We start from the raw sequence: 20,097 nt of genomic DNA, 5'->3' as shown, positions 1-20,097 counted from the left end.
GGTGAAGCAGGTCGTACAGAACTACAAGAGCGGCGAGCTGGCGGTGCTCGACGTTCCGGCGCCGGGGTGCAAGCCGGGCGGTGTGCTGGTCCGCAGCGCCTTCTCACTGATCTCCACCGGGACCGAGCTCATGAAGGTCTCCGAGGCCGGCATGTCGATGCTGGGCAAGGCCCGCTCCCGGCCGGACCAGGTGGCCAAGGTCATGCAGAGCGTGGCCACCAACGGGGTGCCCGCCACCTACCGCAAGGTGATGGGCAAGCTGGACTCCTACACGCCGCTGGGCTACTCGCTGTGCGGGGTGGTCGAGCAGGTCGGTGCCGGGATCGAGGACGTGAAGGCCGGAGACCTCGTGGCCTGCGCCGGCAACGAGCACGCGCTGCACGCCGAGCTGAACTGGGTGCCGAAGAACCTCTACGCCCCGGTCCCCGACGGCCTCGCTCCGCGGCACGCGGCCTTCGGCACCGTCGGGTCGATCGCGATGCAGGGCGTCCGCCAGGGCGAACCGCAGCTCGGCGAGGTGGCGCTGGTCATCGGCCTCGGGCTGATCGGGCAGCTGGTGGTGCAGCTGCTCGCCTCCGCGGGAGTCCGCGTGGTCGGAGCCGACCCCGACCCGGTGCGTTGCGAACTCGCCGAGCGCATGGGCGCCGCGGCCTGCGGCGATCCCGCGTCCGCGGCCGTGGAAGCCGCCGTCGCCGAACTCACCGGCGGTCACGGCGTGGACCAGGTGTACCTGGCCGCCGGCGGCAGCAGCAACCAGCCCGTCGAGCTGGCCGCCCACCTCTGCCGGGACCGCGGCCGGGTCGTCGACATCGGCAAGTGCCGCCTGGACCTGCCGTGGAACGCGTACTACGAGAAAGAGCTCGACGTCCGGTTCTCGCGCAGTTACGGCCCCGGGCGCTACGACCCGGAGTACGAGTTGGAGGGGCGGGACTACCCGATCGGCCACGTGCGCTGGACCGAGCGCCGCAACCTGGCGTGCTTCCTCGATCTCCTCGCCCGCGGCAGCGTCGACGTGGAGCCCTTGGTCTCCCACGTCGCCGACTTCGACGACGCCGTTGACACGTACCGGCGGCTGAAGGACGGCGACCTCAAGGCCGTGGCCGTGCTGTTCCGGTACCCCGAACCCGAGGCGGAGGCGGAGGAGGCGGGGACCCCGGCGATCGTCGTGCCCGCGGTGAAGCGATCCGGCGGCGGAGCATCCACCCCGGCCCGGGCCGACAGGACGCCGGTGCGCCTCGCGTTCGTCGGCGCGGGAAACTACGCGACGTCGATGCTGCTGCCGCACCTGGCACAGCGTGAGGGCGTCAAGCTGTCGGCAGTCGTCACCACCACGGCGCTGTCTGCGGCCAACGCGCAGCGGAAGTTCGGCTTCGCCGAGGCGACCACCGATCTCGACGCCGTGCTCGGCGACAAGTCCATCGACGCGGTGTTCGTGGTCACCCGGCACAGCTCGCACGCCGAACTGACCCGCAGAGCACTGCTGGCAGGCAAGACCGTGTTCGTGGAGAAGCCCCTGGCCCTCACCGAGGACGAGCTGGCCGGCGTACTCGCGGCGGTGGAGGAGTCCGGCAACGACCGGCTGCAGGTGGGCTTCAACCGCCGGTTCGCGCCGCTGCTGCAGGAGAGCAGGAAGCGGTTCGGTGCCCGGACCGGTCCGGCGAGCCTCCGCTACCTGGTCAACGCGGGCCGGCTGCAGCACGGCAGCTGGTACCTGCGACAGGGCACCGAGGGCTCGCGGTTCGCCGGCGAGGGCGGACACTTCATCGACACGGCGAGCTGGCTGCTGGAGGCCGACCCGATATCGGTGTACGCGACAGCCGCGCCCGGCAACGAGGACCTGCAGGTCCTCCTGCGCTACCCGGACGGGTCCACCGCCACCATCAGCTACGTCACCACGGGCGCACCCGGCTTCCCCAAGGAGACGCTGGACCTGGTCGCGGACGGCAAGGTGCTGCGGCTCGACGACTTCGTCCGTGCCTCGGTCTACGGCCGTAAGAAATGGGTCAGTTCGCGGCTGCCCAAGGCCCGGGACAAGGGCCAGTCCGCCGAGCTGGCCGCGTTCGTCAAGGCCGTGCGGACCGGTGGGCCGATGCCGGTGCCGCTGGAGTCGTTGGTCGCCACCACCTCGGCCACCCTCGCCGTGCAGACCGGCCTGGCCGGCGGTGTGCCGGTGGCGTTGGCGGTAACGCGATGACCATGAGCGCGGGCTGGTACCTGCGGCGGCTGTCCCGGATGGGACCGCGGGAGGTCGCGGGCCGGGCGGGTGACGCCGTGCGCAGGCGGCGGTGGCGGTCGGCGCGGCCGGACTGCCCGAGCGTGACCGGCGCCCGGTTCACCGCGGTCCTGCCCGCGGGAACGGTCGCCGCGGTGCCACCAGACGCCGCGAAACGGCTCGTCGCCGAGGCGGACCGGCTGATGTACGGGCACGCCGAGTTCTTCGGGGTGGTCCGCGACGACCTGGACGACCCGGACTGGTGGTGCGACCCGAAGACCGGGCGCCGGGCTCCGTGGGGCTACGCCTTCGACGTGCCGTACCGGAACGAGGACGTGGTCGGGGACATCAAACAGATCTGGGAGCTGTCCCGGCATCAGTACCTCACCGTGCTCGCCGCCGCCTACGCGGTCACCGGGGACGAGCGGTACGCCGAGCGCGTCGCCGAGCATCTGCGGTCGTGGTGGGCGGCCAACCCACCGCTGCGCGGTGTGCACTGGATCAGCGGCATCGAGCTGGGCATCCGGCTGCTGTCCTGGGTGTGGATCCGGCGGCTGCTCGACGGCTGGCCGGGCGCGACCGGGCTGTTCGAGGGCAACCCGGTGGCGCTGAACCAGATCTGGCACCACCAGCGCTGGCTGGCCGCCTTCCCCAGCCGGGGGTCCTCGGCGAACAACCACGTCATCGCCGAGACCGCCGGGCAGTTCGCCGCGGCCTGCGCGTTCGACTGGTTCCCCTCCTCGGCGCGTTGGCGAGCCGGCGCGCTGCGGTCGCTGGAGCGGCAGCTGCACAGCAACACCTTCGACTCCGGCCTCAACCGTGAGCTGGCCACCGAGTACCACGGACTTGTGCTGGAGCTCGGGCTGGCCGCGGTGGCCGAGGCAGATGCCGCCGACGTGCCGGTCCCCGAGTCGATCCGGCTGGTACTGCTGCGGATGACGGACGCGCTCGCGGCCGTCGTGGACAACCGGCTGCGGCCGCCGCGTCAGGGGGACGCGGACGACGGACACGGTCTGGTGGTGGACGGCGCGGGCACCGACCGCTGGGCCTCGCTGCTGGCCACCGGCGACGCCGTGTTCGGCCGGCTCGCCTGGTGGCCGGCGGTGACCGGCGCCGATGTGCGTACCCCGCTGCTGGCCGCGCTCATCCGGCCGTACCCGGAAAGCGGAACCGCATCGGCCGTGACCCGCCCGACAAGCCGCCCGACCCACTTCGCCGACGCGGGGCTCACCGTCCTGCGCGGTCCGGGGGAGATCTGGGCCCGCTGCGACGGAGGTCCGCACGGCTTCCTGTCCATCGCCGCGCACGCCCACGCGGACGCGCTGTCCGTGGAGGTCCGGCACGACGGGGTCGACGTGCTCGCCGACCCGGGGACGTACTGCTACCACGGGCAGCCCGAGTGGCGGCAGTACTTCCGGTCCACGCTCGGCCACAACACCCTCCAACTGGACGGCGGTGACCAGTCCGTCTCCGGCGGCCCGTTCCTGTGGACCCGGCATGCCCGCAGCCGTGTCCTGGTCGCGGACGCGTCCGGCGAGGGGGTGGCCCGCTGGTGTGCCGAGCACGACGGCTACCAGGGCTCCGTGCACCGCCGCCGGGTGGAGCTGACGGCCGCGAGCCAGGAGCTGCGGGTCGTCGACGAGGTGCGCGGCCCGCGCCGGGCCGTGCGCCTGGCGTTCCACCTCGGCCCTGCCGTCGCCGCGGACCTGGTGGGGCACCGGGCAGTGCTCACCTGGATCCGGGACGGTGAGGGGCGTTCCGCCGTGCTGGACCTGCCCGGGCAGTTGTCCTGGCAGGCGCACCGCGGCGAGACCGAACCGCCGCTGGGCTGGTACTCCGCGGGATTCGGACGCAAGGAACCCACCACCACGCTGGTCGGCACCGGCTTCGCCGACGGCACGGACGGGTTCACCACCGTGCTCAGGTTCCACGGCTAGGGGGGCGCGTGGGGATCAAGAGGCGGCACTGGGCGTTGGCGGCGGCACCGCTGGCGCTGGCCCTGCTGACGGCGACCGGCTGTGAGAGCACGTCGGGAGCCGAGGCGGACCCGAAGGCCGCGCCATCCGCATCTGCATCCGCCGCGTCCGCGGCCCGATCCGTGGCCCGGGTGTGCGCCCACCCCGCGGCCGGGCCGGCGAAGGCGCCGGCAGGCGCGGTGACCGTCGACCCCGCGGTGGTCGGTGACCTGGCCGCGAAGACCAAGAGCAGCCCCCCGAACACCACGTTCTGGCTTCGACCTGGCAGGCACAGGCTCGACCCGGACCGCTACGCCCAGGTCATCCCCAAGAAGGGGGACCACTATCTGGGTGCGCCGGGCGCGGTGCTCGACGGCCGGAAGAAGAACCAGTACGCGTTCGCCGGTACCGCCCGCGAAGTCACCATCCGCTATCTGACCGTGCAGGGTTTCGTCGCGCCGCAGGACGAGGGCGTCGTCAACCACGACTCGGCCGACGGGTGGGTGATCGAACACACGACGATCCGGGACAACTCCGGCGCCGGGCTGATGGCCGGTGCCCGCCAGCAGATCCGCGCCAACTGCCTGCGCGACAACGGCCAGTACGGCATGAACGCGTACAAGGGCAACGGCCGCATCACCGGCCTGGTCGTCGAGGGCAACGAGATCGTGGGCAACAACACCGGCGACTGGGAGCGGCGGCGGAAGGGCTGTGGCTGCACCGGAGGCATCAAGTTCTGGGCCGTCAACGGCGCCGACGTGAGCGGCAACTGGGTGCACGACAACCGCGGACCCGGGCTGTGGGCGGACACCGACAACAACGACTTCCGCATCGAGAACAACGTGATCGAGGCCAACGACGGTGCCGCACTGATCTACGAGACCAGCTACAACGCGGTCATCCGGGACAACACGATCCGGCGGAACAACTGGGTCGAGGGCCGCAAGGCGGCCGACAGCGGCGACAACTTCCCGTACGCGACCGTCTACCTGTCCGAGTCCGGGGGCGAACCACGGGTCCCGGCCCGCACCGACAAGATCGAGATCTACCGGAACGTGCTGGAGGACAACTGGAACGGGATCACCCTCTGGGAGAACGCCGACCGGTTCTGCAACAGCCCGGCCAACACCTCGTCCGGTGACTGCACCCTGCTGGTGAAGAAGACCGCCAGCTGCGCGAAGCCGGCCATCGCCAAGGCACCCCTCTACTCCGACTGCCGGTGGAAGACCCAGCGGGTCGACATCCACGGCAACCGCTTCGTGCTCGACGAGTCCGTCGTCAAGTGCACGGAGAAGTGCGACCGCATGGCGGTGCTGTCCAACTACGGCACCTATCCGGACTGGTCGCCGTACCAGGGCGAGGGCGTGGCCGACGCGATCACCGAGAAGCAGCACAACCGCTGGCACGACAACACCTACGTCGGGCCATGGAAGTTCGTCGCCCAGGACCAGAGCCGGGTGCTCGACTTCGGGCAGTGGCAGGCGACGCCGTACCTGCAGGACAAGGGCAGCACCCTCGACCTACAGGCCGGTGGTTGAGATGGGCGGCGACCTGACGCGCGGTGGCCTGCCGGGCGGACCGGACACGGCGGGAACGCGGCCCGGCGCCGAAGCGCGCCCGGCCGGCACACCGAGGATCGTCGGGATCGTCTGGGGGCTGCTGGTCCTCAACACGCTCGGCTCCGCCGGCGCCAAGACCATCGTCCCGCTGCCCCGCTCCCTCATCCAGATGGTCACCATGGGCTCGCTGGTCGCCGCGTTCACGCTGGCGCTCGCGGTCAACCAACGGCTGCGCATCCGGCCCAGCGCCTACGTGCTCCTGCTCACCCTGCTGCTGGTGTCGAGCGTGATCTCCAGCGCGAGCCTGGAGTCCGGGCTCGGCGCGTTGTTCCGCTGCTTCCGGCTGGCTCTCTTCATCGGCACACTGTGGCTGCTCAGCCGCTGGTGGGACGGCAGCCTGACGTTCGTCCGCCACCACATCCGGATGTACTTCGCGGTGCTCGCATCGGTGGCCGCCGGCCTGGTCGTCTCACCGGGCGCGGCCCTGCCCGGCCTCTACGGCGGACGCCTCGTCGGCGCGCTGTGGCCGCTCACCCCGCCGCAGATCGGGCAGTACGCGGCGGTGATCATCGGGCTCACCGTGCTGCTCGTCCTGGGCCGCCGGACCGACAGGGTCAGCGCCGTGGCGGTCATCGTGCCGTCCTTCGTGCTGCTCGCGCTGACCCATACCCGGACGGCCACGCTCGGCCTGTTCATCGGACTGGCCCTGGCGATCTGCTCGCTCATCCTGACCAGCGCCGCGGCCCGCCGGTTCTTCACCTGGGCGGTGCTGTGCGCCGTGGTGGCCGCGGTCGGGTTCGCCTCCGCGCTGCAGTCGTGGTTCCTGCGCGGACAGAGCCAGGAGAACTTCTCCAGTCTCACCGGCCGGGCCAAGGTCTGGAACGCCCTGCTGGCCGCGCCCCGGTCGACCTTGGAGCAGGTGTTCGGCGTGGGCCTGGGCGACAAGTCGTTCGGCGGGCTGCCGATCGACAACAGCTGGCTGGCCGTCTACAACGAGCAGGGTCTGATCGGCGTCACCCTCGTCGCGGCGATCATCATCGTGCTGGGCGCCGTCGCGCTGCTGCGGCCACCGTCGCTGCAAAGGGCCTGCGCGATCTTCCTGATCAGCTACTGCGCCATCGCGTCGTACACCGAGGCCGGTCTCGGCGACGCCTCGCCGTATCTGCTTCATCTGGCCCTGGCCGCCGCGCTGCTGGCGGCACCCGCCGAGGCCGCTGCCCTCCCGATGCCCGAAGTCCCTCGACGACACATCCCGCGCTGGGCCCGTAGATCGGAGGTGACCTGAGCATGCACGTACTCGTGGTGCACAACCGCTACGCCTCGGCGCAGCCGAGCGGGGAGAACAAGGTCGTCGACCAGGAGGTGGCGCTGCTGCGCGGGGCCGGCCACCAGGTCGAGGTGTTCGAGCGGCGCAGCGACGACATCGCCGCCCGGTCCCTGCTGGGCAAGGTCGCGGTACCGCTGCTGGTGCCGTGGAACCCGGCGGTCCGCGCGGAGCTCGCCGCCCGGCTTCGCACCGAGCGGCCGGACGTGGTGCACGTCCACAACGTCTTCCCGCTCCTGTCGCCGGCGGTGCTGGCCGCCTGTGCCGACGCCGGCGTGCCCGCCGTCGCCACACTGCACAACTACACCCAGATCTGCCCGCCCGGCACGCTGCAGCGGGACGGCCGGCCGTGCACCGAGTGCGTCGGGTCCGCGCCGCTGCCCGCCGTCCGGCACGGCTGCTACCGGAACTCCCGGCTGGCGACGGTACCGCTCGCGGTCGGCATGTCGGTCAACCGACGACGGTGGTGGTCCGGCGTGGAGCGGTTCTTCTGCATCTCCGCGGCGCAGCGCGACGTCCTGGTGCGGGCCGGCATGCCGGCCGAGCGACTGGCGGTGAAGCACAACTTCGTGCCCGAACCGGGCGCCTGCCGAGCGGGCGCAGGCGAGCATCTGCTCTATCTCGGCCGGCTCGCGGAGGCCAAGGGCGTGCGGCTGCTCATGGCCGCGTGGGACGAACTCGCCGCCGACGGCGGAGTGGGCGTCCCGCTCGTGATCGCCGGTACGGGGCCGCTGGAGCCGGAGGTGACCGCCTGGGCGGCGGGCCGGGACGACGTCCGGTACGTCGGCCTCTACGACACGGCGGAGTGCCGGGAGGCCATCGCGCGGTCGGTCGCCGTGGTGGCTCCCTCGACGTGGCTGGAGGCGTTCGGCCTGGTGGTCGTGGAGGCGATGGCGGCCGGGGTACCGGTCGTCGCCGCCGGTCACGGCGCCTTCGTCGAACTCGTCGAGGACGGGGTGACCGGGCTGCTGCACCTGCCGGGCGAGTCCGCATCGCTCGCGTCCTGCCTGCGCCGGATCACGGCCGAGTCGGCCCGCAACCGGGAGATGGGCCAGGCGGCCCGGCGCCGTTACGAGCAGGACTTCAGCCCGGCCGTCGGGCTGGAGCGCCTGGTGGAGGAGTACCGCACCGCGATCGCGGGTCGGTCAGCACTGGCTCGCGGCGGGGACACACGCGCGAGCAGGGGGGATGGGGACAGTAGATGACACGATGCCGACTCTGCGGCTCGGAAGCGATGACGAGCGTCGTCGACCTTGGGGCGACGCCACCATGTGAGAGCTTTCTCGCCGCGGACCAACTGGACCAGCCGGAGCCGGCGTACCCGCTGCACCTGCGGGTCTGCACCGACTGCTGGCTCGCGCAGATCCCGCCGCTGATCACGCCGGAGGAGACGTTCAAGGAGTACGCGTACTTCTCCTCGTTCTCTACCTCCTGGGTGGAGCACGCGCGCACGTTCGTCGCCGACGCCGTACAGCGGCTGGGTCTCGGCTCCGACGCCTTCGTGGTCGAGGTCGCGAGCAACGACGGGTACCTGCTGAGGCACGTGGTCGACCGCGGGATCCGCTGCCTCGGCATCGAGCCGTCGGTGAACGTCGGCGCCGCGGCACGGGACGCGGGTGTGCCCACGCTCACGGAGTTCCTGTCCCCGGACACGGGCTCGGCCGTCCGCGCCGAGCACGGCCCGGCGGACCTGGTCGTGGCCAACAACGTGTACGCGCACATCCCCGACGTGGTCGGGTTCACCCGTGGGCTGCGCGCCCTGGTCGCCGACGACGGCTGGGTCTCCATCGAGGTGCAGCACCTGCTGACCCTGATCGAGGAGAACCAGTACGACACGATCTACCACGAGCACTTCCAGTACTACACGGTCGCGTCCGCGACCCGAGCCCTGGCGAGCGGCGGACTCGCGCTCGTGGACGTCGAGTTGCTGCCCACGCACGGCGGCTCCATCCGGCTGTGGGCCCGGCCGACCGAGGTGGCCGGCGAGCCGACCAATGGGGTATCCCCTGCTCGAGCGGAGCCGAGAGCTTGGGGAAGGGTGGCCGACGTGCTGGCCCGGGAGAAGGCCGCCGGGCTGCAGGAGCTGTCCGGGTACACCGAGTTCTCCGCCCGGGTGGCCAAGGTGCGCCGGGACCTGCTGCGGTTCCTCATCGACGCGGCCGAGCGCGGCGAGACGGTCGTCGGCTACGGCGCCCCGGGCAAGGGCAACACCCTGCTCAACCACTGCGGCATCCGGCCCGACCTGCTCGCGTACACGGTCGACCGCAACCCCTACAAGCACGGCAGGTTCACCCCGGGCACCCGTATCCCGATCCTGCCGCCCGAGCAGATAGCCGCCGACAAGCCGGACTACGTCCTCGTCCTCCCATGGAACCTGCGGGCCGAGCTGGTCGAGCAGCTGTCCTTCGTGCACGACTGGGGCGGCCGACTGGTCTTTCCGATCCCGGAACTGAGCATTGTCGAGGTCAAGTCATGAAGGTCGTTCTGTTCTGCGGCGGTTACGGGATGCGCATGCGCAACGGAGCCTCCGACGACGTGCCCAAGCCGATGGCGATGGTCGGGCCGCGACCGCTGATCTGGCACGTCATGCGCTACTACGCGCACTTCGGGCACACGGAGTTCATCCTGTGTCTCGGGTACGGGGCTCACCACATCAAGAACTTCTTCCTCAACTACGAGGAGACGGCGTCCAACGACTTCGTGCTGCGGGCCGGTCGGACCGAGCTGCTGTCCACCGACATCGCGGACTGGACGATCACCTTCGCGCAGACCGGCATCGAGTCGCCGATCGGGGAGCGGCTGCGCCGGGTGCGGCACCATCTGGACGGCGACGAGATGTTCCTCGCCAACTACGCCGATGTGCTCACCGATGCCCCGCTGCCGGAGATGATCGACCGGTTCGCCCGGCGCGACGCCGGTGCGTCGATGATGGTGGTGCCGCCGCAGTCCTCGTTCCACTGCGTGGAGCTGGGCGAGGACGGCCTGGTGGGGGGCATCACCGCGGTGAGCGAACTGCCGCTGTGGGAGAACGGCGGCTACTTCGTGCTCCGCCAGGAGGTCTTCGACCACATACCGGAGAACGGGGACCTGGTCGCCGACGGATGTGCCCAACTGGCCAAGCGGGGGCGGCTGGTGGCGCACCAGCACCGTGGCTTCTGGAAGCCGACCGACACCGTGAAGGAGCGGGCCGCGCTCGACGACGCCTACGTCCGGGGCGACCGCCCGTGGGCCGTGTGGGAACGGGACCGCGCCGGAGCCAGAGCGTGATCCGGCTCGGGGCCGGGCCTGTGGACCGGATCGTCGCGGTGGGCGCGCACTGCGACGACATCGCCATCGGCGCCGGCGGCACACTGCTGACGCTGTGTCAGGCGCGGCCGGGCATCCGTGTCGACGCGCTGGTGCTCTCCGGCGGCGGCAGCGAGCGGGAGCAGGAGGAGCAGGCCGCGCTCGCCGCCTTCTGCCCGGGCGCCGATCTGAGGCTGACCGTGCACAAGCTGCCGGACGGCCGGCTGCCCGCGCACTGGGAGGAGGCAAAGGCCGCGGTCGAGGAACTGCGCGAGCGCACCGAGCCGGATCTCGTGCTGGCCCCGCGCACGGATGACGCGCACCAGGACCACCGCGGCCTGGCGCAGCTGATACCCACCGCGTTCCGCGACCACCTCGTGCTCGGCTACGAGATCGTCAAGTGGGACGGCGACCTCGGCCGCATGGCGGCGTACCAGCCGATGTCGCCGGAGATCGCCGAACAGAAGGTGCGGCTGCTGCAGGAGCACTACGCCTCGCAGCGGCACCGGCCCTGGTACGACCGGGAGGCCTTCCTCGGCCTCGCGCGGATCCGCGGCATCGAATGCCACGAGCGATACGCCGAGGCGTTCGCCGTCACCAAACTCACGCTCGATCTGGGGGACTGAACCTTGCGCGTACTGCTGACCGGACACCAGGGCTACCTGGGGACCGTCATGGCCCCGGTCCTGGCGGCCGCCGGGCACGAGGTCGTCGGCCTCGACGCCGGCCTGTTCGCCGACTGCGTCCTCGGCCCGGCGCCCGCGGACCCGCCGGGGCCGCGGGTGGACCTGCGCGACGTCACGGCCGAGCACGTGGCCGGGGTGGATGCCGTGATCCACCTGGCCGCGCTGTCCAACGACCCGCTGGGATCGCTGGCGCCGGAGCTCACCTACGACATCAACCACCACGCGTCCGTGCGGCTGGCCAGGCTGGCTCGCGACGCCGGAGTGCGGCGCTTCCTGTACGCGTCGACCTGCTCCGTCTACGGCGCCTCCGGCGGCGACGACCTCGTGACCGAGGACGCCCCGCTGCGCCCGGTGACGCCGTACGCGGAGTCGAAGGTGCGGGTCGAGGACGACCTGCACGCGCTGGCCGACGGCGACTTCACCCCGGTGTTCATGCGCAACGCCACCGCCTTCGGCTACTCGCCCCGGCTGCGCGCCGACATCGTGCTGAACAACCTGGTGGGCCACGCGCTCCTGTCCGGCGAGGTGCTTGTGCTCTCCGACGGCACCCCCTGGCGCCCGCTGGTGCACGCGGCCGACATCGCACGGGCCTTCACGGCCGCGCTGACCGCGCCGCGCGAGGCGGTGCACGACCGGGCGTTCAACATCGGCAGCGAGATCAACAACGTCACGGTCGCCGAGATCGCCGATCAGGTCGCCGAGGCGGTGGCCGGCGCGAAGGTGGTGATCACCGGGGAGAACGGTGCCGATCCGCGGTCCTACCGGGTGGACTTCTCCCGGTTCCGCGCCGCGCTGCCCGGCTTCGACTGCGAGTGGACGGTGAAGCAGGGCGCACTCGAACTCGCCGACGCCTACCGGAAGTTCGACCTGACCCGGGAGGACTTCGAGCAGCGCTTCACCCGCCTCGCCGTGCTGCGCGCGGCGTCCGACGCCGGCACCGTCGACGACACCCTGCGGTGGCGCCGATGACCGACGCGGGCGAGGAAATGTACGGCCTGGTGGAGCGGCTGTATCCGCTCTGCCGGAGCATCACCGGCGACGGGGTGCGCGCCACCCTGGACATCGTCGGCGAGTACCTTCCGCTCCAGATGCACGAGGTGCCGACCGGGACGCAGGTGCTCGACTGGACGGTGCCCCAGGAGTGGAACATCCGGGACGCGTACATCGCCGACACCACCGGCCGGCGGGTCGTCGACTTCGCCGCGTCCAGCCTGCACGTGCTCGGCTACAGCGTGCCGGTGTCGGCGACCATGCCGCTGGACGAACTGCGTGAACACCTGCACACCCTGCCTGACCAACCGAGTTGGGTGCCGTACCGCACCAGCTACTACAAGCCGGACTGGGGGTTCTGCCTGGCCCAGGAGACCCTGGACGCGCTGCCGGACGGCGAGTACGAGGTACGGATCGACTCCACGCTCGCCGACGGCCACCTCACCTACGCCGAGCACGTGGTCCCCGGACAGGTGGCCGACGAGGTGATCGTCTCCTGCCACACCTGTCACCCGTCGCTGGCCAACGACAACCTGGCCGGCATCGGCGTGGCGACGTTCCTGGCCCGCGCGCTGGCACAGGAGACGCCGTACTACACCTACCGGTTCATCTACGCGCCCGGCACCATCGGGGCGATCACCTGGCTGGCCCGCAACGCGGAGCGGATCGAACGGGTCAAGCACGGCCTCGTGCTGGCCTGCGCCGGAGACCCGGGACAGGTGACGTACAAGCAGAGCAGACGCGGCGACGCGGAGATCGACCGGGTGATGCGGCACGTTCTGGCCGCATCCGAACGCCCGCACCGCGTCAACGAGTTCACCCCGTACGGCTACGACGAGCGGCAGTACTGCTCGCCCGGGTTCAATCTGGGCGTGGGCTCGCTCACCCGGACCCCGTACGCGGGCTACCCCGAGTACCACACGTCGGCGGACAACCTGGACTTCGTCTCCCCGACGGCGATGGCGGACACCCTCGCCCTCTGCCGCGAGGCGTTCGCCGTCCTCGACCGCAACCGGCGGTACCTCAACCTCAGCCCCTACGGCGAACCACAGCTGGGTCGGCGCGGGTTGTACGACGCGCTCGGCGGCCGCAGCGACACCAAGCAGGCCCAGATGGCCATGCTCTGGGTGCTCAACCTCTCCGACGGCGAGCACACTCTGCTGGACGTCGCCGAGCGGTCCGGGCTCCCGTTCGACACCGTCGCCGCAGCCGCCGGCGCTCTGCACGGCGCCGGGCTGATCAAGACATGACGCCGATGGCCACCGAGGGGGAGAAGACGACACCGGCCGGATCCGCCAAGCGGGCCCTCCTCGGCAGGCTGTCCTGGGGACTGGCCGACCAGGCGGCCTCCAGCATCAGCAACTTCGCGGTGGGTATCTACGTGGCCCGCTCGCTGGGGGTGACCGCGTTCGGCGTGTTCAGCCTCGCCTGGGTGACCTACGGCGTGGTGCTCAACGTCTCCCGCGGTCTGGCCACCGACCCGCTCGTCGTGCGCTTCAGCGGTGTGCCGGACGCGTCCTGGCGCGGGGCCGTGGCCCGGTCGACGGGTACCGCCCTCGGCGTCGGTGGAGCCCTCGGCGCGGTGTGTCTGATGGCCGGGCTCGGTCTCGGCGGCCGCATGGGGCCCGCGTTCGCCGCCCTTGGCGTCATGTTGCCGGGGCTGCTGCTCCAGGACGCCTGGCGCTTCTCGTTCTTCGCCAACGGCGCCGGACGGAAGGCGTTCGTCAACGACCTCGTGTGGGGCATCGCGCTCGTACCGGCCATGGTGGTGGCGGCCCGTGTGGGCAACGTGGCCGCTTTCGTGCTCGCCTGGGGCGCCTCCGCCACGGTCGCGGCGGGGTACGGCTACATCCAGTCCGGCATCCGGCCCCGGATGAGCGAGGCACGCGCCTGGCTTCGCGAGCAGCGCGATCTCGGCTACCGGTACCTGGTCGAGAACGTCAGCCTCAGCGGCGCCAGCCAACTGCGGGCGTACGGGCTCGGCGTGATCGTCGGGGTCAGTGCGGTGGGCGCGGTGCGGGGTGCCGAACTCCTGCTCGGCCCGTTCCTCGCCGTGCTGATGGGGCTCTCGCTGGTCACCGTTCCGGAGGCGGCACGAGTGCTGCGGCAGGCACCGCACCGGCTCGGCAGGTTCTGCCTCCTCCTCGGCGGGGGACAGGCCGCCGGCGCGCTGCTCTGGGGCACCGCGCTGCTGCTGATGCCCGACCGGCTCGGCGAGCTGGCGCTCGGCGACGTCTGGCACTCCTCCTCGCACCTCATCGTGCAGATCACCCTCAGCGTCGCGGGCGCGGGCCTCGGCACCGGCGCGGCGGCCGGGCTGCGCGCGCTCGGCGCGGCCCGGCGCAGCCTGCGTTCCCAGCTGTTCGCCTCCGTCTGCTACGTCGGCGGCGGGCTCGGCGGGGCGGCCCTCGGCGGCACGGCCGGCTCGGCCTGGGGAGTCGCCGCCGCGACCATCAGCGGCTCGGCCGTGTGGTGGCTGCAACTGCGCTCCGCCCTGCGCGAGCGCCACCGCGATCCCATCCCCGAAGTGAGGACCTCATGACCGACCGACCGAGGCTGAGCATCGGCCTGCCCGTGTACAACGGCGAGGAGTACCTGGCCGAGTCGTTCGACGCCCTGCTCGGCCAGACCTACGAGGACTTCGAACTGGTCGTCTCCGACAACGCCTCGACCGACGGGACCGAGGACATCTGCCGCAAGTACGCCGCGCAGGACTCCCGCATCCGGTACCTCCGGCTGCCCCGGAACATCGGCGCCACGCCGAACCACAACCACGTGTTCGCCGAGTCCCGCGGCGAACTGTTCAAGTGGGCCTCCCACGACGACCTCTACGGCCGCGACCTGCTGCGGCGCTGCGTGGAAGCGCTGGACGAGCGGCCGGACGTGATCCTCGCACACACCGACCAGGCGGTCATCGACGGCGACGGCCAGGTGACGGTCCCCTACGAGTACACGCTCGCCACCGACTCGCCGCACGCGCCGGAGCGCTTCCGCAGTCTGCTGTTCGAGCCGGGTGGTGACGACTTCTACGGGGTGATGCGGGCCGACATGCTGCGCCAGGTGAGACCGATGGACAGCTACCACCACGCGGACCGCACGTTCGTCGCCGAGATCACCCTGCACGGGCCCTTCCACCAGGTGCCGGAGGTGCTGTACTTCCGCCGCGACCACCCCACCCGCGCCGAGCGGGCGAACCCGTCCAAACGCTCCCGGTGCGTCAACCTGGACCCTCGCCGGGCAGGCCTGCTGCACCCGACGCCCCGGCTGCTCGCCGAGTACGTCTGGGGCTTCGCCTCGGCGATCCGGCGGGCGCCGCTGTCCCCGGCCGACCGGCGCGCGTGCTACCGCCACCTGGCCGCGTGGATGACCAGCCGGGTCCGGCCGGGCGCAGGCGAGCGGGTCGAGGACCGCGCCCCGGTCGACCCGGCCCTGCTCACGGTCTCCGTCGACGCCCTCGTCGCCGGCCGTGAGGGGAGGCAGGCATGACGTCCGCCGACGAAACTCCGGTGCGCGTCGGGGTGTTCGGCCTGCTCGGCTCCGGCAACCTCGGCAACGACGGGTCCCTCGAAGCCGTCCTCGGATACCTCCGCGCCGACCACCCGGAGGCGATCGTGGACGCCCTGTGCGGCGGGCCCGAGGCTGTGACGGCCCGGTTCGGGATCCCCGCCACGCGGCTGCACTGGAACCGCGCGGAGTACCGGACCGCGTCACGTGCGGGCGCGATCGCGGCGAAGGGGCTCGGCAAACTCGTCGACGTCTTCCGCACCGCCGCCTGGGTGCGCCGGCACGATGTGGTGATCGTGCCGGGCATGGGCGTCCTGGAGGCCACCCTTCCGCTACGGCCCTGGGGCTTCCCGTACTCGCTGTTCCTGCTCTGCGCGAGCGGCCGGCTGCTGCGCACCCGGGTGGCGCTGGTCAGCGTCGGCGCCGCGACGATCGGCAACCGGCCGACCCGGGCCCTGGTGCGCTGGTCGGGGCGACTGGCCGCGTACCGATCGTACCGGGACGCCCAGTCCCGCGACGCGATGCGGGCGATGGGTGTGGACACCGCGCGCGACGAGGTCTACCCGGACCTCGCGTTCGCCCTGCCGACGCCCCGGGCGAGCGCGCCCTCGGACCCGTCGGCCCCGCCGGGCCCTGTCTGCGTCGGCGTGATGGACTTCCACGGCGGCAACGACGATCGCGCCCGGGCGGAGGAGATATACCGGCGCTACCTCGACGGGACGACCCGGTTCGTCCGCACGCTGGTCGAGGAGGGCAGGCCGGTCCGGCTGCTCACCGGCGACGCGTGCGATGCCTCGGTGGTCGCCTCGATCCTCGGCGCGGTGGACTCACCGCTGGTCACCGCAGCCGAACCGGCCTCACTGGCCGACCTGATGAACGAGATGGCGGCCGCCGACACCGTGGTGGCGGTCCGCTACCACAACCTGATCTGCGCGCTGAAGACCGGCACACCGGTGCTCGCACTCAGCTATGCGGCGAAGAGCGACGCGCTCATGGACCGGATGGGCCTCGGCGCGTACTGCCACCCGGCACGCGAGGTCGACGCCGACCGGCTGCTCGAACAGTTCCGGGCGCTGGAGAAGCGATCGGCCGAGCTGCGGCAGACCCTGGTAGAGCGGAACCTGGCCGCCGCCCGGCAACTGGAGGACCAGTTCACCTCCTTGACCGCGGCCGTGTTCCCCGCGACCGACCACACCCACGCTCACGCTCGGCAGGAGTCTCCATGAAAGCGACCGAAGTCCCGGAGATCACCGGCGCGTACCTCTTCGAGCCGACGCCGTACGCCGACGAGCGCGGCTTCTTCTGCCGCACCTTCGACGCCGACGTGGTCCGCTCGGTGGGCCTCGACCCGGACTCCTTCGTTCAGGACAGCCTGTCCCGATCGGTCCGGGGCGTGCTGCGCGGCCTGCACCTGCGCTCCGGCGCAGGCGAGGCCAAGCTGGTGCGGTGCTCGTACGGGAGGATCTTCGACGTCGTCGTGGACCTGCGGCCGGACTCGCCGACGTACCGGAACCGGGCCTTCTTCGAGCTGTCCGGCGAGACGCAGGTGACCTTGTACATCCCGGCGGGGTGCGCGCACGGCTTCCAGACGCTGACCGAGACCGCCGACACCTCGTACCGGATCGACCGCCAGCACGATCCGGCCGAGGACGTGACGATCGCCTTCGACGACCCCGAGCTCGCCATCCCCTGGCCGCTGCCGGTCACATCGATGTCCCAACGGGACCGGGAGGCGCCGAGCCTCGCCAAGGTCCTGCAGCACAAGGAAAGTTGAGGTCGGCGTGCCCACCGAAGACACCGAAGAACTCCTCCTGCCCCGCTCACGGATGGCGAACGAGCGGCTGCACGCCATGATCCCCGGGGGCGCGCACACCTACGCCAAGGGCGACGACCAGTACCCCGAGAACCTGGCCCCGGTCATCAGCCACGGCCGCGGTGCCCATGTGTGGGACATCGACGGCAACCGCTACGTCGAGTACGGCTCCGGCCTGCGGTCGGTCAGCCTCGGCCACGCCCACCCACGCGTGATCGAGGCGGTGCGGCGGGAACTCGACCGCGGCAGCAACTTCGTCCGGCCGTCCATCGTGGAGGTCGAAGCCGCGGAACGCTTCCTGGCCACGGTGCCGACGGCCGAGATGGTGAAGTTCGCGAAGAACGGCTCCGACGCCACCACCGCCGCGGTGCGCCTCGCCCGCGCCGCCACCGGGCGCCCTCAGGTGGCCATCTGCGCCGACCATCCGTTCTTCTCCGTCGACGACTGGTACATCGGCACCACGCCGATGTCCGCCGGTGTTCCGGCGGCGACCAACGAGCTCACCGTGGCGTTCCCTTACGGGGACCTGGCCGCCACGGAGGAGCTCCTCACCCGGTACCAGGACGAGGTCGCCTGCCTGATCCTCGAACCCGCCACCCACACCGAGCCGCCGCCGGGGTACCTCGCCGGCCTGCGCGAGCTGGCCGACCGGCACGGCTGCGTACTGATCTTCGATGAGATGATCACCGGCTTCCGCTGGTCCGAGGCGGGCGCCCAGGGCCTGTACGGCGTCGTCCCCGACCTCTCCACGTTCGGCAAGGCGCTGGGCAACGGATTCGCCGTCTCCGCGCTGGCCGGGCGCCGCGATCTGATGGAGCGGGGCGGGCTGCGTCACTCCGGCGACCGGGTGTTCCTGCTGTCCACCACGCACGGTGCGGAAACACACTCCCTGGCAGCCGCGATGGCCGTGCAGACCATCTACATCGAGGAGGGCGTCACCGCGCGGCTGCACGCCCTGGGCGAGCGGCTGGCCGCCGGTCTCCGCGACGCCGCGGCCGCCATGGGCGTCGGCGACCACCTCGTCGTCCGGGGCCGGGCCAGCAACCTGGTCTTCGCCACCCTCGACGAGAACCTGCGGCCGTCGCAGCCGTACCGCACCCTGTTCCTGCGCCGACTCCTCGCGGGCGGGGTGCTGGCCCCGTCGTTCGTGGTGAGCAGCGCGCTCGACGACGCCGACATCGATCACACCGTCGACGTGGTGGCCCAGGCATGTGCGGTGTACCGGAAGGCACTGGACGCCGCTGACCCCACCCCCTGGCTGGCCGGACGACCGGTGAAGCCCGTGTTCCGCCGCCTGGCGTGACGTGACGTCAGCGACGCTCCCGCCGACCGGCGTCGGCCATCCGATCGACCAGCCGGTCAGCCGTCCGGTCGACCAGCCAGGCGGTCGCCGGTATCACCGCCAGCGCGGTGCACCAGCCGCCGAGGACGTCGGTCGGGTAGTGCGCGCCCAGGGCGACCTGCGCCCAGCCCATGACGGCGCCGGCGACCAGCGCCGCGGCGAGCACGAGTGACGTGCCGGCCGTCCTGCCGAGGCCGAGCCGACCGGTCGCGAGCAGCGCCACCACGAGGGCGAGCGCGGTGAGGAAGGCGGTGTGGCCGCTCGGGTAGGACAGGGACCCGTCATGAATGGTGCGTCCCACCAGGGACTTGAGCAGCGTCGCCGTCCCCACGGCCATGCCGACGCCGGCGACGACGAGCACCGCCGCGCGAGGACGCCGAAGCAGCAGGCAGCCCGTCACGGCGGCCACGACCAGCGTCGCCGCTCCCACGGGCTCCCCCAGGAAGTCCAGGGTCAGAGCGACGTACCGCCACGGCGGCCGCACACCGTGCACCGCCGCCGAGATCCGCGCGTCCACCACGCCGGGCTTGCTGCCGTCGGCATACAGGGCCCCGAGCGCGACGACCACCAGCGCGGCAAGGGCCGCGATCGGCCCGAGCCACCCGCGCAGCGACGGGGGCAGCACCGCGGGCGCCGACCGGCCGGTCACACGCCCACCGCGTCCGGTCGACCTGAGGTGCTTTGCTCATGCCCGCGCCGGCGACCGCGCCCCACGACGGCGGGGCGTTGTTTCCGGACGACTCCGGTGGCCGTAAGTCCGGGCACGCCACGGCCTATGTGTCCCGTCAGTACCTCGGCTCCCGCGGGCAGGCCGGAAACGGCATGGTCGCGGCCACGACCGCCCGCGCCGCGCGCATCGCGTCTCGGGCTCTGGTCGCCAGCTGCCGCCACAACCCCAGCGGAAGCCCGCACACCGTCGCAGACCATCCGGCAGATGCGATGCACCTTCCCTCTCCCGTCGGGGCCGACGCCATGTCACCCGCCGCTACGGCGATGCCGCGCCCCCGAGAACTGCCCGCTGCCGCCCGCCGACATGCCTTCTGGTGCCAACTCCCCACCAACGAGCTCCCCGTCGTCCACTTGGCACACTAACCAACAACGCGGTCGCGGCAAACCGCCGTCGGGAAGTCCGCGTGTCAACACTCCTCGAATTTTGCTTCTGGATGGTTCTCCGCATCCACCTGTTGCATCCACCGGAAACAGGTCGAACCTATGCCCATTCCCGAGAAGCCACAGGTCAGACGGCCTGTCGGACCGGCTCAAGAATGGCGACGCACTCCACATGATGCGTCATCGAAAACATGTGAAACGAAAACATGTGGAAGGAACTAGCAGGTCAGCGATCCAGCGCACCTTCGGTGCGCGCCGGGGGCGTGGTAAATCCCGTGGCGTGCGCCGGGGGTGCTTCTGTCTGCCCTGACGTGGGC

The 20,097-nt window shown here is 71.6% G+C and carries 17 protein-coding genes; 16 read left to right on the top strand and 1 reads right to left on the bottom strand.

Annotated elements, in window-relative coordinates; genetic code table 11:
• Nucleotide 1: 1 nt before the first annotated feature.
• From ABZ656_RS11210 to ABZ656_RS11140, 15 genes are read left to right on the top strand one after another with little or no spacing between them, the layout of a single operon-like run.
• The gene (locus ABZ656_RS11210) at nucleotides 2–2,194 is read left to right on the top strand and encodes a bi-domain-containing oxidoreductase (protein ID WP_360266687.1); all 2,193 of its coding nucleotides are present in this window, start codon (nucleotides 2–4) and stop codon (nucleotides 2,192–2,194) included.
• Nucleotides 2,191–4,149 (top strand): alginate lyase family protein, encoded by a 1,959-nt coding sequence (locus tag ABZ656_RS11205; RefSeq protein ID WP_360266684.1) that lies wholly within the window; start codon nucleotides 2,191–2,193, stop codon nucleotides 4,147–4,149. The genes ABZ656_RS11210 and ABZ656_RS11205 overlap by 4 nt, the downstream gene beginning before the upstream one ends.
• An 8-nt stretch (nucleotides 4,150–4,157) precedes the next feature.
• Nucleotides 4,158–5,705: a right-handed parallel beta-helix repeat-containing protein gene (locus ABZ656_RS11200; protein ID WP_101401198.1), complete on the top strand. Its 1,548-nt coding sequence runs from the start codon at nucleotides 4,158–4,160 to the stop codon at nucleotides 5,703–5,705.
• A 1-nt stretch (nucleotide 5,706) separates the two neighbouring features.
• On the top strand, nucleotides 5,707–7,011 hold the full coding sequence (locus tag ABZ656_RS11195) for an O-antigen ligase domain-containing protein (protein ID WP_360266681.1): 1,305 nt from the start codon (nucleotides 5,707–5,709) through the stop codon (nucleotides 7,009–7,011).
• A gap of 2 nt (nucleotides 7,012–7,013) precedes the next feature.
• Nucleotides 7,014–8,255, top strand: a complete 1,242-nt coding sequence (locus ABZ656_RS11190; protein WP_101401196.1) for a glycosyltransferase — start codon at nucleotides 7,014–7,016, stop codon at nucleotides 8,253–8,255.
• On the top strand, nucleotides 8,252–9,526 hold the full coding sequence (locus tag ABZ656_RS11185) for a class I SAM-dependent methyltransferase (RefSeq protein WP_360266676.1): 1,275 nt from the start codon (nucleotides 8,252–8,254) through the stop codon (nucleotides 9,524–9,526). The genes ABZ656_RS11190 and ABZ656_RS11185 overlap by 4 nt, the downstream gene beginning before the upstream one ends.
• Nucleotides 9,523–10,317 carry a glucose-1-phosphate cytidylyltransferase gene (locus ABZ656_RS11180; RefSeq protein WP_101401194.1) on the top strand — a complete coding sequence of 265 codons (795 nt, stop codon included), beginning with the start codon at nucleotides 9,523–9,525 and terminating at the stop codon, nucleotides 10,315–10,317. The genes ABZ656_RS11185 and ABZ656_RS11180 overlap by 4 nt, the downstream gene beginning before the upstream one ends.
• Nucleotides 10,314–10,961 (top strand): PIG-L deacetylase family protein, encoded by a 648-nt coding sequence (locus ABZ656_RS11175; RefSeq protein WP_101401193.1) that lies wholly within the window; start codon nucleotides 10,314–10,316, stop codon nucleotides 10,959–10,961. The genes ABZ656_RS11180 and ABZ656_RS11175 overlap by 4 nt, the downstream gene beginning before the upstream one ends.
• Nucleotides 10,962–10,964: 3 nt before the next feature.
• Nucleotides 10,965–11,990 (top strand): SDR family oxidoreductase, encoded by a 1,026-nt coding sequence (locus tag ABZ656_RS11170; RefSeq protein WP_101401192.1) that lies wholly within the window; start codon nucleotides 10,965–10,967, stop codon nucleotides 11,988–11,990.
• The gene (locus tag ABZ656_RS11165) at nucleotides 11,978–13,261 is read left to right on the top strand and encodes a DUF4910 domain-containing protein (protein ID WP_360266671.1); all 1,284 of its coding nucleotides are present in this window, start codon (nucleotides 11,978–11,980) and stop codon (nucleotides 13,259–13,261) included. The genes ABZ656_RS11170 and ABZ656_RS11165 overlap by 13 nt, the downstream gene beginning before the upstream one ends.
• A complete protein-coding gene (locus tag ABZ656_RS11160; protein WP_360266668.1) occupies nucleotides 13,258–14,553 on the top strand; it encodes a hypothetical protein in 1,296 nt (431 codons plus the stop codon). Before ABZ656_RS11165 ends, ABZ656_RS11160 begins: the two co-directional genes overlap by 4 nt.
• A complete protein-coding gene (locus tag ABZ656_RS11155) occupies nucleotides 14,550–15,497 on the top strand; it encodes a glycosyltransferase family 2 protein (protein WP_101401190.1) in 948 nt (315 codons plus the stop codon). Before ABZ656_RS11160 ends, ABZ656_RS11155 begins: the two co-directional genes overlap by 4 nt.
• Nucleotides 15,494–16,741, top strand: a complete 1,248-nt coding sequence (locus ABZ656_RS11150; RefSeq protein WP_360266664.1) for a polysaccharide pyruvyl transferase family protein — start codon at nucleotides 15,494–15,496, stop codon at nucleotides 16,739–16,741. The genes ABZ656_RS11155 and ABZ656_RS11150 overlap by 4 nt, the downstream gene beginning before the upstream one ends.
• Complete coding sequence (gene rfbC / locus ABZ656_RS11145) at nucleotides 16,738–17,289, top strand: dTDP-4-dehydrorhamnose 3,5-epimerase (RefSeq protein WP_360266661.1); 552 nt, start codon at nucleotides 16,738–16,740, stop codon at nucleotides 17,287–17,289. The genes ABZ656_RS11150 and rfbC overlap by 4 nt, the downstream gene beginning before the upstream one ends.
• 7 nt (nucleotides 17,290–17,296) lie before the next feature.
• A complete protein-coding gene (locus ABZ656_RS11140) occupies nucleotides 17,297–18,631 on the top strand; it encodes a glutamate-1-semialdehyde 2,1-aminomutase (RefSeq protein ID WP_360266658.1) in 1,335 nt (444 codons plus the stop codon).
• Between the two features lie 7 nt (nucleotides 18,632–18,638).
• Here the strand turns inward: ABZ656_RS11140 and ABZ656_RS11135 are convergent, their stop codons facing one another.
• Nucleotides 18,639–19,319 carry a phosphatase PAP2 family protein gene (locus tag ABZ656_RS11135; RefSeq protein ID WP_101401187.1) on the bottom strand — a complete coding sequence of 227 codons (681 nt, stop codon included), beginning with the start codon at nucleotides 19,317–19,319 and terminating at the stop codon, nucleotides 18,639–18,641.
• 38 nt (nucleotides 19,320–19,357) lie between these two features.
• On the opposite strand from ABZ656_RS11135, the gene ABZ656_RS11130 reads away from it, so the two are divergent.
• On the top strand, nucleotides 19,358–19,762 hold the full coding sequence (locus tag ABZ656_RS11130; RefSeq protein ID WP_360266771.1) for a hypothetical protein: 405 nt from the start codon (nucleotides 19,358–19,360) through the stop codon (nucleotides 19,760–19,762).
• Nucleotides 19,763–20,097 lie beyond the last annotated feature (335 nt).

This window comes from Streptomyces sp. NPDC007095, from assembly GCF_040634475.1.
GTDB lineage: Bacteria > Actinomycetota > Actinomycetes > Streptomycetales > Streptomycetaceae > Streptomyces.
Note: the sequence above shows the minus strand (reverse complement) of the source record. Positions and strands in the feature narration are given on the sequence as shown.

What these genes read in the sequence shown, in the direction of transcription:
- ABZ656_RS11205 (WP_360266684.1), top strand. Translation starts at nt 2,191, where the DNA reads ATGACCATGAGCGCGGGCTGGTACCTGCGGCGGCTGTCCCGGATGGGA.
- ABZ656_RS11195 (WP_360266681.1), top strand. Translation starts at nt 5,707, where the DNA reads ATGGGCGGCGACCTGACGCGCGGTGGCCTGCCGGGCGGACCGGACACG.
- ABZ656_RS11190 (WP_101401196.1), top strand. Translation starts at nt 7,014, where the DNA reads ATGCACGTACTCGTGGTGCACAACCGCTACGCCTCGGCGCAGCCGAGC.
- ABZ656_RS11185 (WP_360266676.1), top strand. Translation starts at nt 8,252, where the DNA reads ATGACACGATGCCGACTCTGCGGCTCGGAAGCGATGACGAGCGTCGTC.
- ABZ656_RS11180 (WP_101401194.1), top strand. Translation starts at nt 9,523, where the DNA reads ATGAAGGTCGTTCTGTTCTGCGGCGGTTACGGGATGCGCATGCGCAAC.
- ABZ656_RS11160 (WP_360266668.1), top strand. Translation starts at nt 13,258, where the DNA reads ATGACGCCGATGGCCACCGAGGGGGAGAAGACGACACCGGCCGGATCC.
- ABZ656_RS11155 (WP_101401190.1), top strand. Translation starts at nt 14,550, where the DNA reads ATGACCGACCGACCGAGGCTGAGCATCGGCCTGCCCGTGTACAACGGC.
- ABZ656_RS11150 (WP_360266664.1), top strand. Translation starts at nt 15,494, where the DNA reads ATGACGTCCGCCGACGAAACTCCGGTGCGCGTCGGGGTGTTCGGCCTG.
- rfbC (WP_360266661.1), top strand. Translation starts at nt 16,738, where the DNA reads ATGAAAGCGACCGAAGTCCCGGAGATCACCGGCGCGTACCTCTTCGAG.
- ABZ656_RS11130 (WP_360266771.1), top strand. Translation starts at nt 19,358, where the DNA reads ATGCCCGCGCCGGCGACCGCGCCCCACGACGGCGGGGCGTTGTTTCCG.